The organism is Pseudomonas sp. JL27(2026) (genome assembly GCF_056933555.1).
Map to the genome: position 1 here is coordinate 542915 of NZ_CM167794.1, position 13247 is coordinate 556161.

Below are 13247 nucleotides of genomic sequence, written 5' to 3' on the forward strand. Positions count from 1 at the left end.
GCGGCGCGCGTCGGCACCGGGTGAGGGTGTGGACGAAGGCTGGAATTCTATAGGGCATAAACGACATCGGCCAGCAAAGCTGGCCGATGTGTTGTAACGGTCGGCCAGACTTAGCCAGCGACCGGGGAACGCCAGTCATCGGAACCCGAAGTACCGGATACTTCGTGGGTCCAGGTGATTTTGCGGTAGGTGAAGTGCACGTCTTCCAGGTGGGTGAAGTGCGAGTTCGACGGGTCCTGGCAGTTGTGCATGTAGTCCTTGATGTCCACGATGATCGCGTCTTCAAGTTTGGTGGTGTAGTAGTGCTCTTGGGTGCCGGCAGCGGAGGTGCGGTACCACTTGATTTCGATAGTGGTCATGCGCTCGCCCGAAGTCAGGGCAGCCAGCAGCAGTGGGGAAGCCTTGTCGAAGACTTTGGTGATAACCACTGGTTTGTGAACGCGTTGGCCGGTTGGTTGGCCGGACTGCGGGTCACGCGGGATGATTACTTCGTGGCTGAAACCCTGAACCATGACCTGGTCTTCGTGACCTTCCTGGTAGGTGTTGCCAACGGAGTCAGCGGTGAAGGCGCCGGCGGTGATCAGGCCTTGTTTCTCGCCGGTGACGGACATATACGCTGGTGTTGCCATGGATGCTCTCCTTGCTTACATAAATGAGATAGCCCGGGGGCGAAATCGCCCGGTGGGTGATCTTTATGTATCAAGGTTTGTGCCATGTATGAAAATTACTAGTTAAATCAACTAGTTATGTGTGTCACGCGTGGGATTTTGCCTTCTGGCGTGTAGGAAGGGTCGCTAAAGTGCGCAAGAAGTTGCGCAGTACTGCGCAAGAAGTTGCGCACTCGGCTACAGGCCAGGTGGGCCGTGGGCTGTAGGGGAATTACGGGCGGATTTCTGGAAACAAGTGCGCAAGAAGTTGCGCACTTGGGTTTTGGGCTTCGCGGGTGGGCGAGGTGAGATGAGGCGGGAGCAAGCGCTAATGCCTGTCAGTTAAGAGTTTAAGCACCGCAGTCCTTGTGGGGCTTGCTCGCGAAAGCGGCGTCACAGTCAACATTGATGTTGAATGCAATGCCCTCTTCGCGAGCAAGCCCGCTCCCACAGGTTACGTGCCTTAACTGACATGCATTAGGAGCAAGCGCCTCATTTCATGTTGCCGATCCTTGGGGGATGGGGAGTGGATCAGGCTGTGACGGGAACTCGCCAGTCATCGGAACCGGAAGTATTTGAGACGACATGCTCCCACGTGATTTTGCGGTAGCTGAAGTACACGTCTTCCAGGTGGGTAAAGTGCGCGTTGTTCGGGTCCTGGCAATTAGGCATGCGCGACTGGATTTCAATGATGATGGCGTCTTCCAGCGTGATGGTGAAGTACAGCTGTTGATGACCTTCAGCAGAGGTGCGGTACCACTCCAGGTTGCACTCGATCATTTTTTCACCGCTTGTCAGGGCGGCGAAAAGCAGGGGAGAGCACTTGTCGAACGTTTTGGTGATCATCAACGGTTTGTGAACACGTTGGCCGGTTGGCTGGCCGGATTGAGGGTCGCGGGGAATGATGACCTGGTGATTGAAAGCCTGAACCAGAATCTGATCTTCATGGCCCTGCTGGTAGACATTACCGACCGAATCCGGCGAGAAGTTACCCTCGGTGATGAAACCTTGCTTAGTGCCCGTTAGAGCCAGATACGCGGGTGTTGGCATGTGAGCTTTCCTTGCCTGATAAGCCAAAAGCCCCAGAGGTGAAATTGCCTCGGGAGTGCGAGAGGGGTATCAAGGTCCATGCCATTTAAAAATAATCTATATAAATCAGATGTTTATGATTATTGTGGGATGAATTCAGGCACTGCTCGATCGAAAACTGCGCAAGTTCTTGCGCACCACTGCGCAACAACTTGCGCAGTGCCCTGAAAGCCATACAGGCCATGCCACAAGGCAGATTTTCAGTCAGCAGCGCGCCATCCGTTGCGCAACTTCTTGCGCATCATGGCCAGGTAGTGGCCGTCATCGCTCAGACCAGCGGCCAGAACCACGGAATCACGAACATCGCGACGATCATCATGAGGATGTTCAACGGGATGCCGATGCGCATGAAGTCGCTGAATTTGTAGCCACCCGCGTTATACACAAAGGTGTTGGTCTGGTAGCCGATGGGCGTGGCGAAGCTGACGCTGGCAGCGAACATCACCGCGACCACGAAGGGCCGAGGGTCGACGCCCAGTTGCTGGGCGACACCGATGGCGATGGGCGTCAGCAGCACCGCCACGGCGTTGTTGGAGAGGATTTCGGTGAGCACCGTGGTCAGCAGGTAGATGAAGCCGAGCATCAGCAACGGCCCAGGATTTGGGATCGCGGCCATGGTTTTGTTCACCACCAGGTCGATCAGGCCAACCTTGTCCATGGCGATGCTGATGGCCAGCATGCCGAAGATCAGGCTGAGGATTTTCCAGTCCACGGCTTTATAGGCGTCTTCGACGTCCAGGCAACGGGTGGCGACCACCACCACGGCAGCAATCAGCGCCATGCCTTCGATGGGCATGATTTCGAATGCGGACAGGACCATGACGGCCAGCGTGGCGATCAAGGCAATCGGTGCCTTGTCGCGACGGTAGGCGCGTTCCTGCACGGTGTTAAGGCTGATCAGGTCGCCGTTGTCGGCGAAGCGGCGGATCTGCGCCGGGGTGCCTTCAACCAGCATCACGTCACCGAACTGCAGGTGCAGGTCGTCGAGGTTGCCTTGAATGTTCTCGGCCTGGCGGTGCACCGCCAACACATTGATGCCGTAGCGTGCAGTCAGGTCGAGGTCACGCATTGGTCGGTGGCTGTAGCGCGAGCTGCGGCCGACGATGGCCTCGGCGAGGATCACGTCGTGGCTGCTGATGGTTTCGAAGGCCTCACCGCGATTGAACGTCAGGTGACCGCTTTCGCGCAGCTCGACCACGTCCTGGACTTGCCCGTGCAGCACCAGTCGGTCGCCGCTCAGCAACTGCGTGTGGTGGTCCGGGGTGCTGAGTTCCTGATCGTCACGAAAGATTTTCAGCACTTGCAGGCCACTGCCACCGTTGAGGTTGGCCTCGGCCAGGGTCTTGCCGATCACTGGTGAGTCGTGTGGCACCAGCAACTCGCTCATGAAGGTGCGGCCCAGGTCCGGGCGCAGCTGTTTGGACAGGCTGTCGCGGTCCGGCAGCAGGCGATTGCTGAAGAGCATCAGGTAGATGAAACCGACGGCGGCGAACATCAAGGCCGCCGGGGTGATCTCGAACATGCCGAACGGCGCCAGGCCGGCCTTGCGCGCCACGCCGTCCACCAGAATGTTGGTCGAGGTGCCGATCATCGTCAGCATGCCCCCCAGCACGGTGGCGTAGGACAGCGGGATCAAGAGTTTCGAGGGCGAGCTATTGGCGCGTTTGGCCAGGGCAATTGCCACGGGCGTGAGAATGGCCACCACCGGGGTGTTGTTGAGGAACGCGGAAATCACCAGCGCGGTGATCATCAAACCGCCGAGCACCCGCAGTGGTTTATCGCCGACAAGGTTGCCCAGCCAGTTGCCCAGGGCATCGATGCAACCGGTGCGTTCCAGTGCGGCGGACAGCACGAACATGCAGGCGATGGTGGCCGGTGCCGAGTTGCTCAGCACGCCCAGCACTTCGCCGGGGCTGAGGATCTGCGTCACCAGCAACGCCGCAACGGCAATCGCCGCTACCACGTCGGCGCTCCATTTTTCGCGCACGAAAGAAATCAGCAACCAGACCAGCAATGCAGCGACAAACAGCAGGGGTAACGAGTCCCAGGACATGGGGCTTCCTTTGGCGAACGAATCTCGTATGAGGTATCGGGCGCGCTCGGAGGCGGCCGCGGCCGACACGATAGTGAGGCGCGCTTAGAGAGTCTAAGAATGTTTAAGCTGGTAGATATGCGATTTGGTTATTGAGTCTGTGCCCCGTCGTATCTGCTCACATGTTCGTCGGTGTGGGCGTGCGTCTTATATCCAGGCTTTGGAAGTACATCGAGTTGCGCACCGCTGGTCAGCCCATGCTCATAGCAAGTTGCGATAAGGATGCTGCATGCGTGTGATCACTGCCAAACGGATCTGGGAGGCTAAGGAAAAATGGCCGCAATCAGCGAGTGCACTGGATGAATGGTATCGACGGATGAAAATCTACAGCCCCGCTGATTTTGCGCAGATGAGTGCACTCATAAAACAGGCTGTCGAGCACTGGCAGTTCATCTCGCCGTTGCTGCACAAGCCAAAGAACGAGGCCGATTACGACCTGTTGGTCAAAGCGCTTGATGAACTGCTGGACCTGGTGGGTGAGGATGAGGCCAACCCGCTCATGAGCCTGGTGGACATCATTGGCGACTGGATCGAGGCGTATGACCACGAGCATCGGCCGATGCTGTGGATGCATTGCGTTACTTGATGCGTGAACACGGCTTGAGTCAAAGCGACCTGCCAGGTGTTGGCGCGCAATCGGTGGTGTCGGAAGTTCTCAGCGGCAAGCGCCAGCTCAACCTGCGGCAAGTTCGCTGGTTGGCCGAGCGCTTTGGTGTCTCGGTGGAGACCTTTATCTGAGCGGGCTTACGACGAACAACTGATCTCCAGATGCTTGCCCCACTCAGGAGGGCGCTCGGCGTAGCTGTCCATGCCGGGCTGTTCCTGGAACGGTGTGCTCAGCACGGTGTGCAGGCGACGTACTTCTGAGTAGTCGCCGTTTTCTGCGGCGTCGATGGCTTTTTGTGCCAGGTAATTGCGCAGGATGTAGAGCGGATTGACCGCGTGCATGCGGGTCCGGCGCTGTGCCTGGTCGGTGGCGCCTTCGCGGCTGACGCGGGCGCTGTAGCGCTCGGCCCAGGCATCGAAACCCTTGATGTCGACGAAGTCGTCGCGCAGGCGAGCCACGGCGACATCGACCGGCTCTTCGCCGAGGCGGCGGAAGAACAGGCTGTAGTCGACGCCACTGTTTTGCATCAATTGCAGCAGTTTCTCGACCAGTGCCTGGTCGTCGTCTTCGGCGGTGGTCAAGCCGAGGCGTCGGCGCATCAGGTCCAGGTAGTGGGTCTGGAACAGCGGCAGAAACAGGCCGAGGGTTTCGCGCAGGGCGTCGACGCTGATGAACGGCGTCAGGGCCTGGGCCAGGGCGCTGAGGTTCCACTGGCCGATGGGCACCTGGTTGCTGAACGAGTAGCGGCCCTGATCATCGGAATGGTTGCAGATGAAGTGGGCGTCGAAGTCGTCGAGGAAGGCGAATGGGCCGAAGTCGAAGGTGATGCCCAGGATCGACATGTTGTCGGTGTTCATCACCCCGTGGCAGAAACCATAGGCCTGCCATTTGGCGATCAGTTCGGCGTTGCGCTCGACGATTTCGCGGAACATGGCCAGGTACGGCTCCGGCTGTTCCAGGCACTCGGGAAAGTGCATGGCCAGCACGTGTTCGCCGAGGGCTTTCTGCTGTTCAGGGCGCTTGGTGTAGTAGAAGTACTCGAAATGCCCGAAGCGCACATGGCTCGGCGCCAGGCGCAGGACCATCGCCGCGCGCTCCTGTTTCTCGCGCCAGACCGGGGTGCTGGAGCCGATCACGCACAATGCGCGGGTGGTCGGGATACCCAGGGCATGCAGCGCTTCGGAGGCCAGAAACTCGCGAATCGAGGAACGCAGCACCGCACGGCCATCGCCCATGCGCGAGTAGGGTGTTTGCCCGGCACCCTTGAGGTGCAAGTCCCAGTGCTCGCCTGCTTCGTTGTAGACCTCGCCCAGCAGCAGGCCACGGCCGTCGCCCAATTGCGGGTTGTAGGAGCCGAACTGATGCCCGGAATAGACCATCGCCCGCGGCTCGGCTTCGGCCCACAGCTTGTGGCCACCGAACAGTTCCGCGAACACTGGCGTTTCGGCCACGGCCGGGTCCAGGTCCAGCAACGCCATGGCTGCGGGGCTGGCAACCACCAGCCGAGGGTCCGCGATGGGTTCGGGCAGCACATGGGTTGAGAACGCATCGCCCAAGCGGGCGAAGCGGTTGTCGAAGGTCAGTTCGTCGAGGGCTTTCAACGGCCATCTCCAGCAGAATGTCCGAGTATTCTGCTGGGGATAACGTCGTTAGTCGAGCTTGGCCGCGGGCGGTTGCCGCATTGGTTTGATCTCGGTTGGCGCAGCGATGGTTTTGGCTTCCGGCTCGATCGGCACCATTTTGTATTCCTGGCCGTGAAGGTTCTTGAGGTAGACCTCCATCTGGCGGAACGAAATGTTGATGTGCTGCTTCTTGAACTCGCGGTTGATGAAGCGGTTGATCTCGTCGAGTACCGGGTTGCGGTCGCCGAGGTCACGCACATGCACGCGCAGTTCGTGGTCGAGGGTACTTTCGCCGAAGTTCAGGAAGTACACCTGCGGCTCGGGTTCCTTGAGCACGCGCGGGTTATCGCGGGCGGCCTTGAGCAGCAATTCCTTGACCAGGTCCAGGTCCGAACCGTAGTCGACACCCAGCTTGAGGGTTACGCGGGTGATGGTGTCGGTCAGCGACCAGTTGATCAGTTGCCCGGTGATGAACGTTTTGTTCGGGACAATGATGTCCTTGCGGTCGAAGTCGGTGATGGTGGTGGCGCGGATGCGGATCTTGCTGACCGTGCCCGACAGGTTGCCGATGGTGATGGTGTCGCCGATCCGCACCGGGCGCTCGAACAGGATCATGATCCCGGAGATGAAGTTGGCGAAGATCTCCTGCATGCCGAAACCCAGGCCGACGGAGAGCGCGGCGACCAGCCACTGCAACTTGTCCCAGCTCACGCCGAGGGTCGACAGGGTGGAGACAAAACCGATGCCGGCGATCACATAGGTCAGCAGCGTCGTGGTGGCGTAGGCGCTGCCCTGGGCCAGGTCGAGCTTGGACAGTACCAACACCTCCAGCAGCCCCGGCAGGTTGCGCGCCAGGGCAAAGGTGATACCGATGATGATCAGCGCGCCGAGCATGTCGCCGATGCTGATGGGCACCATGCTCATGTTGATGCCGGTGCCGCTGGTGTATTCGTAGAGGGTGATGTTGTCCAGGTATGAGAACACCGTGATCAGGTCGGCCCAGACCCAGTACAGCGCAGCGATGAAGCCGCCGAGCAGCGCCAGACGGATCAGGCGCAGGGACTGTTCGTTGACCTTTTCGATGTCCAGCGTGGGCTCTTCGACCACAGCCTCGCCGTCGCCGGCCTCGCGGGCGGCCTGGCGTTTGCTCAGGGCTCGCTGGTAGGCCAGGCGCCGCGCCGCGACACTCAGGCCGCGAACGAAGGTGGCTTCGATCACCAGCCAGAACATCAACAGGTACAGGGTGTTGATCAACCGGTCACTGAGTTTCAGTGCGGTGTAGAAGTAGCCAAAGCACACGGCGATGAACAGCGCGATCGGCAGTGCGGTGAACAGGATGCCCACGGCCTTGCGAAACAGCGACGCATTGTTGTGGGTCGGGCTGTTGAGCAGCAGTCGGCTGAGCAGCCAGGCCATCAAGGCGTAGCAGGTCAGGACCACGCCGATGCCGAGTACGTCATCGGCCAGCGCCGCCGGTTGCAACTCGGCAACGGCCACCACGGCCACCAACGCCAGCACCACCAGTCCGAGACGACGAATCCAGCCCTGGAGGAACTCGACTTGCGGCTTCTCCCAACGGAAGTGCAGCTCGGCCACGCCGCCCGGCGCGAGGATCCGATACGCGGTGTAGAACACCAGCCACGCCTGGGAGATTTGCAGCAATGCGGCGCCGAGGTTGGCGTTTTGCCCGCGTGCGTCGACTTGCAAGGCGTAGCCACACAGCGCCAGGCCCAGAGAAACCGGCATCGCCAGCAAAATGTTGATCAGGATTGCCTGCGGCGTGTGCCACTGGCTGTCACGCTTGAAGTGGCCGATGTCCTGGTGAACCTTGTTCAGCCGCGCATACAGGTATTTGCGGCGCCACAGCAGGAAACCGATCAGCAGGGCCAGGGGCAGGAACAGCAGCGGACGCTGGGTCAGGCCATCGGTCAATTCGCTGAAGCTCGACGCCCATGGCAGGGTCGTGACCTGTTTCTCCAGTCGCTCCGGCACGGTGCGCGCCCACTCGAGGTCCAGCGGTTTATTGCTGGGGATCCAGAACATCTGTTCGTCGAGGGTCGCACGCAGGGTTTGGGCGGTGCTCAGCAGTTGTTTCTGATTGAGTTGCAGGGTGATGGATTCGTTGAGCAACGCGCTCAGTTCGCGGCTCAGGCGTTCCAGCAGATCGCTGCGGGTGACGGCCAGGTCCAGCAGGGTGCGGCGCAGTTGCGGGGTGACCTGGTCGGGTGGTTGGGTCGCCAGCAAGTTCTCGACGTAGGTGCCGGGGCTGCTGATCAGTTCCCGTTGTTGATTGACTTCAAACTGGTACAGGCGAATGTCGGCGATCTGGTCGGCGAGGTCGCGGTCGACCCGCAGCCGTGGCAGGGACTGCTTCTGTTTGTAGAGAATCTTGGACAGCAGCAGGCTGCCCTTGAGCACGTTGATCTGTTCGTCCAGCGCCGAGTCGCTTTGGGTCACGCTGTCGAGCTGCTGCTTGGTTTGCAGGTTCTGCTGGGTCAGTTCGTTGAGGCGGTCGGTACTTTTGAGCAAGTAGTCGGAGAGCTTCAGGTTGGCCGCGCTCTCGGTCGCCAGCAGGCTGCTGCTGCCGGCCTTTTGCGCCTCGATCGATTGCTGAGTGACGGTTTGCTGGGACTGGGCCAGGCGCTTCTGGTTGATCAGGGTTTGCAGGTCCTGGATCTCTTGCTCCATGCGCGCGGTTTTTTCCATCAGCAAATCATGCTGGCTGTTGCCCAGGTCTTGCAGTTGGCTGTTGCCGGCCAGCTCCTGGCGCCGCAACGGGATCAGGGCGTTGAGTGCAGCCAGTTCGGCGTTGAGTTGGCCACGCTGATCGGCGCTGAGCGCTTTGCCGTTGTCTTTGCCGAGTTTGAGGATGCCGTTGATCTGCTGGATGCGCGTCTGGCTGTTGCTGATTTCGGCCTGGGCGCGCTCCGGACGGGTCTGGGCGGTGATGATCAGGCTGTTGGCGTCGGCCAGGGCTTTTTGCAGATCGCTTTGCTGGGTGGCACGCTCGGTCAGCAGTTGTTCGAGCTGCGGGATCGGCAGGTTGGCGTAACGTTGCGCGACCGGGGCCGGTTTGCTGGCCTTGAGGCGTGCCAGCTCGCGCTGGTTCTCGATGTTTTGCTTGGGGGCGTTAGCGAGCTGCTGCTTGAGGTCGTTCAACCGCTGTTCGTAGTCATTGCGGTTGGTCAACTGGGTCAGCGTCTGCTGCAACACCAGTTGCAGGGCCTTTTGATCGGCCTCTGGCAGTTTGCGTTCGGCGATCTTGTCGAGGCTCTTCTGCACGGCGTCACTGGACGGCGGTTCAGCCGCTTGCAGAGTGCCGACGGAGAGACTCAGGCCCAGCAGGGCGATGGCGAAGTAGGTGCGCAGAGTTGGCATAGAGACCGGTCAGTGCAAGGTGAAAAGAAAGGCAGTTTAGAGGAACAAGCCGGGGCCCGGGCGACTTCCTTCGGGGAATCTGACGCCCACTTTACCGATCTTGTTCCCGTCCATGACGGCAACCGTCCAGATGGTGTTGTTCCATTCCACCTGGTCACCGACCACGGGCGCGCCCCCTACTTTCTGAGCAATGAAGCGGCCCAGCGAGATGTCCGGGTCGACCCCTTCGAGTTGCAGCCCGTACAGCGCTGAAACCGCGCCCAGCTGGGCGTCGCCTTCCAGGACGAAGTCGCCGAAGAAGCGCAGGTCGAGGCCGCGTTGCGGTGCTTGGCTGAAGAGCTTTCCGAGGGCCGGGAGGTTGTGTTCGTGGCCGATAACGCAGAGCAAATCGTCCACTTCCAGCACCGTACTACCCGACGGATGGAGCAGTTGCTGGTCGCGAAACAGGGCGGCGATACGGGTGCCTTCGGGCATTTTCAGCTCGCGCAGGGCAGCGCCGATGCACCATTTTTCCGCGCCCAGGCGATAAACGAACAACTCCCACTCGCTGGTGACGTGGACTTCCAGCGCCGAGCGAGAGATCGGCGCTGGCTCGGGCGGCACCGTGACCTTCAACAGTTTGGCCACCCACGGCAGGCTCGTGCCCTGCACCAGCAGCGACACCAGCACGATGAAGAAGGCGAGGTTGAAGTACAGCTGGGCATTGGGCAGCCCGGCCATCAGCGGGAACACCGCCAGAATGATCGGGACCGCGCCGCGCAGGCCGACCCAGGAAATAAAGGCCTTTTCGCGACCATGGAACGCCTTGAACGGCAGCAGGCCGACCATCACCGACAACGGTCGGGCAAACAGGATCATCCACAGCGCGAGCCCCAGGGCGGGCAGGGCGATGGGCAGCAAGTCGTGTGGGGTAACCAGCAGCCCCAGCACCAGGAACATGCCGATCTGCGCCAGCCAGGCCATACCGTCGAGCATGTGCAGGATGCCATGGCGGCTGCGCACCGGTCGGTTGCCGATCACCAGGCCGCACAGGTACACCGCGAGGAAGCCGCTGCCGTGCAAGGCATTGGTCAGGGCAAACACGACCAGACCGCCGCTGACCACCAGAATCGGGTACAGGCCGTTGGCCAGGTTGATCCGGTTGACCATTTGCAACATCAGCCAGCCGCCACCCAGGCCGATGAGGCCGCCGATGCCGAACTCGCGGATCAGGTGCCCCAGCAGGCTCCAGTGCAGGCCGGTCTGGCCGCTGGCGAGCATGTCGATCAGGGTGACCGTGAGAAACACCGCCATCGGGTCGTTGCTGCCGGACTCGATTTCGAGGCTGGCGCTGACCCGTTCGTTCAGGCCCTTGCCGCCCAGCAGCGAAAACACCGCGGCGGCGTCGGTGGAGCCCACGATGGCGCCGATCAACAGGCCCTGGATCAGGTTCAGGTCAAACAGCCACGCGGCGGCCATGCCGGTCAGCCCGGTGGTAATCAGCACCCCGACGGTCGCCAGCGACAGCGCCGGCCACAAGGCCACGCGGAAACTCGAGACGCGGGTGCGCAGGCCGCCGTCGAGCAGAATCACCGCGAGGGCGAGGTTGCCGACCAGATAAGCCGTGGGGTAGTTATCGAAGATGATGCCGCCGCCGTCGACGCCGGCGGTCATGCCCACGGCCAGGATGATCACCAGAATCGGGATCCCGAGGCGGGACGAAAGTGAGCTCACCAGAATGCTCGCACCTACCAGCAACGCGCCGATCAAGAACAGGCTGTTGATGGTCGTCGCATTCAAGGGCAGTACTCCGGAAAGCTGAAAGGCGGGCGCAAACTGACTATGCAGTCTGCGTGCCAGCGATTCTAACCTGTTGAATTGTGATGCTGTCAAAAAGCTTTTAACTGCGATTATCCACACCCGTTTGGGCTGGATGAGGTCACTGCGGCGAGGAGGCTTGCTCGCGCTGGGGCGCGTTGCGGCCCCAAAACCCAGCACTGCGGTGCGTCATGTGGAACGCACTCGCAGGGTTTACGGCTGCTGCGCAGCCGAGCGGGAGCAAGCTCCCTCGCCACAGGGTGTTCAGTGACCGTTAGAGGCTGAACCGCCCAACCATGTTGTTCAGGTCCAGCGCCAGGCGCGACAGCTCGTTGGAGGCAGCGCTGGTCTGGTTGGCACCGGTGGCCGATTGCACCGACAGGTCGCGGATGTTCACCAGGTTGCGGTCGACTTCGCGGGCCACTTGGGCCTGCTCTTCGGCGGCGCTGGCGATGACCAGGTTGCGCTCGTTGATTTCGACGATGGCGGTGTTGATGGTGTCCAGCGACATCCCGGCGCCCCGTGCAATGTTGAGGGTCGACTCCGCACGTTCGGTGCTGTTGCGCATCGAGTCCACGGCGTGTTCGGTGCCGCTCTGGATGCTGCCGATCATGCGTTCGATTTCGCTGGTCGACTGCTGAGTGCGGTGAGCCAGTGCACGGACTTCGTCGGCAACGACCGCAAAACCACGACCGGCTTCACCGGCACGCGCAGCTTCGATGGCGGCGTTCAGGGCCAGCAGGTTGGTCTGGTCGGCCAGGCCGCGAATCACGTCCAGCACTTTGCCGATATCACGGGACTCGTTGGCCAGGTTGCCGATCAGGGTCGCGGTGCTTTGCACGTCGCCGCTCATGCGTTCGATGGCGCTGACGGTTTCCTGAACCAGGTCACGGCCGTCACCGGCAGAGGTGGTGGCGTTCTTCGAGGCTTCGGACGTGCTGACTGCATTGCGGGCAACTTCTTCCACGGCGCTGGTCATTTCGTTGACGGCGGTGGCGGCCTGCTCGATTTCGTTGTTTTGCTGGGTCAGGCCACGGGCGCTTTCGTCGGTGACGCTGTTCAGTTCTTCCGCGGCGGACGCCAGTTGAGTGGCGGAGCCGGAAATACGCTGCAGGGTGTCGCGCAGCTTTTCCTGCATTTTCGACATGGCCAGCAACAGGCGGCCGGCTTCGTCGGTGCCGTCAACGGTGATCGGGCGGGTCAGGTTGCCTTCGGCGATTTCTTCAGCCGCATCCAGTGCCTTGGCAATTGGCTGGGTGATGCTGTTGGTCAGCAACCAGGCGAACAGGAATGTCAGGCCGGTGGCGATCAAAAGCAGCGTTACCACCAGGTCGAAGGCCGAATCATATTGATTGGCGGCTTTCTCGTTGATGGCAACGGCCTGCTCGTTGTTGATCTGCATCAGGCGGTTGAGGACCGTGTTTAGCGCCTCGGAGTTGGTCAGCAGATCGGTGTTGATCAGGTTGCGCAGGTCGTCGACCTGGTTATTGCGCGACAGGCTCTTCATGCGGTCTTCAAGCTGACGGTACTGCCCCACCAGTTGCACGTACTGATCGTAAGCAGCACGTTCCTGCGTGGTGGTGATGACTTTTTCGTATTCGGTCTGTGCGGCGCGAATCTGCTGATTGCGCTGATCGAACAGTTCGAGGGTCTTTTGCTGCATGTCCGCTTCGCGGTTGAGCAGCAAACGGTAGGACAGCACCCGCAGGCGCAGGGTCAGCTGAGTGAACTCGTCCAGTGCCTTGATGCTCGGCACGCTGCTCTGGATGATGTTTTCACCGGCGCCGCGGATCTTGCTCATCTGGTTCAAGGCAAACACACCCAGAATCAGCATCAGGCTACCGATCAAGGCAAAGCCGAGGAACGCCCGCGGTGCGATATTCATATTACGAAGGGACATGGTGTCTACCTGGGAGAAGAGCGCGATCCGTGCGACTGTGAGACTGGTTATCCCCGACTTATCGGTCATGCGACTAAAGTCTTGAGGCTGTGCGCGCTTTTGTCGCAGATTTTTT

9 protein-coding genes and 1 pseudogene are annotated in these 13247 nt (G+C 60.7%); 2 read left to right on the plus strand and 8 right to left on the minus strand.

Annotated features, from left to right (window positions below; translation table 11 throughout):
• Nucleotides 1–110 precede the first annotated feature (110 nt).
• From AC1Z1G_RS02510 to AC1Z1G_RS02520, 3 genes are all read right to left on the minus strand, one after another.
• Nucleotides 111–629 carry an Hcp family type VI secretion system effector gene (locus AC1Z1G_RS02510; protein ID WP_347903517.1) on the minus strand — a complete coding sequence of 173 codons (519 nt, stop codon included), beginning with the start codon at nucleotides 627–629 and terminating at the stop codon, nucleotides 111–113.
• Between the two features lie 549 nt (nucleotides 630–1178).
• A complete protein-coding gene (locus AC1Z1G_RS02515; RefSeq protein ID WP_483624595.1) occupies nucleotides 1179–1697 on the minus strand; it encodes an Hcp family type VI secretion system effector in 519 nt (172 codons plus the stop codon).
• A gap of 307 nt (nucleotides 1698–2004) precedes the next feature.
• Nucleotides 2005–3789 carry an SLC13 family permease gene (locus tag AC1Z1G_RS02520; protein WP_483624597.1) on the minus strand — a complete coding sequence of 595 codons (1785 nt, stop codon included), beginning with the start codon at nucleotides 3787–3789 and terminating at the stop codon, nucleotides 2005–2007.
• Between the two features lie 268 nt (nucleotides 3790–4057).
• Between AC1Z1G_RS02520 and AC1Z1G_RS02525 the strand changes: the two genes are divergently transcribed.
• Both AC1Z1G_RS02525 and AC1Z1G_RS02530 read left to right on the plus strand, forming a co-directional pair.
• A complete protein-coding gene (locus AC1Z1G_RS02525; protein WP_483624599.1) occupies nucleotides 4058–4414 on the plus strand; it encodes a hypothetical protein in 357 nt (118 codons plus the stop codon).
• Complete coding sequence (locus AC1Z1G_RS02530; protein ID WP_483624601.1) at nucleotides 4414–4566, plus strand: helix-turn-helix domain-containing protein; 153 nt, start codon at nucleotides 4414–4416, stop codon at nucleotides 4564–4566. The genes AC1Z1G_RS02525 and AC1Z1G_RS02530 overlap by 1 nt, the downstream gene beginning before the upstream one ends.
• Before the next feature lie 6 nt (nucleotides 4567–4572).
• Here AC1Z1G_RS02530 and selO read toward each other — a convergent pair whose 3' ends face one another.
• The 5 genes and pseudogenes from selO to AC1Z1G_RS02555 form a co-directional block, all read right to left on the minus strand.
• On the minus strand, nucleotides 4573–6036 hold the full coding sequence (selO, locus tag AC1Z1G_RS02535) for a protein adenylyltransferase SelO (RefSeq protein WP_483624603.1): 1464 nt from the start codon (nucleotides 6034–6036) through the stop codon (nucleotides 4573–4575).
• A gap of 48 nt (nucleotides 6037–6084) precedes the next feature.
• Nucleotides 6085–9435 carry a mechanosensitive channel MscK gene (gene mscK / locus AC1Z1G_RS02540; protein ID WP_483624604.1) on the minus strand — a complete coding sequence of 1117 codons (3351 nt, stop codon included), beginning with the start codon at nucleotides 9433–9435 and terminating at the stop codon, nucleotides 6085–6087.
• Between the two features lie 36 nt (nucleotides 9436–9471).
• Complete coding sequence (locus AC1Z1G_RS02545; protein ID WP_483624606.1) at nucleotides 9472–11214, minus strand: potassium/proton antiporter; 1743 nt, start codon at nucleotides 11212–11214, stop codon at nucleotides 9472–9474.
• Between the two features lie 292 nt (nucleotides 11215–11506).
• Nucleotides 11507–12379: a methyl-accepting chemotaxis protein gene (locus AC1Z1G_RS02550; RefSeq protein WP_437128162.1), complete on the minus strand. Its 873-nt coding sequence runs from the start codon at nucleotides 12377–12379 to the stop codon at nucleotides 11507–11509.
• Nucleotides 12362–13201, minus strand: a pseudogene (locus AC1Z1G_RS02555) (MCP four helix bundle domain-containing protein); the annotation flags it as partial. The gene AC1Z1G_RS02550 and the pseudogene AC1Z1G_RS02555, both read right to left, overlap by 18 nt.
• Between the last annotated feature and the right edge of the window lie 46 nt (nucleotides 13202–13247).

Excerpts from the sequence above, each read along its gene's own strand:
- mscK (WP_483624604.1), bottom strand. The coding sequence starts at position 9,435 with ATGCCAACTCTGCGCACCTACTTCGCCATCGCCCTGCTGGGCCTGAGT.
- AC1Z1G_RS02530 (WP_483624601.1), top strand. The coding sequence starts at position 4,414 with ATGCGTGAACACGGCTTGAGTCAAAGCGACCTGCCAGGTGTTGGCGCG.
- AC1Z1G_RS02520 (WP_483624597.1), bottom strand. The coding sequence starts at position 3,789 with ATGTCCTGGGACTCGTTACCCCTGCTGTTTGTCGCTGCATTGCTGGTC.
- AC1Z1G_RS02525 (WP_483624599.1), top strand. The coding sequence starts at position 4,058 with ATGCGTGTGATCACTGCCAAACGGATCTGGGAGGCTAAGGAAAAATGG.
- AC1Z1G_RS02510 (WP_347903517.1), bottom strand. The coding sequence starts at position 629 with ATGGCAACACCAGCGTATATGTCCGTCACCGGCGAGAAACAAGGCCTG.
- AC1Z1G_RS02515 (WP_483624595.1), bottom strand. The coding sequence starts at position 1,697 with ATGCCAACACCCGCGTATCTGGCTCTAACGGGCACTAAGCAAGGTTTC.
- AC1Z1G_RS02550 (WP_437128162.1), bottom strand. The coding sequence starts at position 12,379 with ATGTCGAAAATGCAGGAAAAGCTGCGCGACACCCTGCAGCGTATTTCC.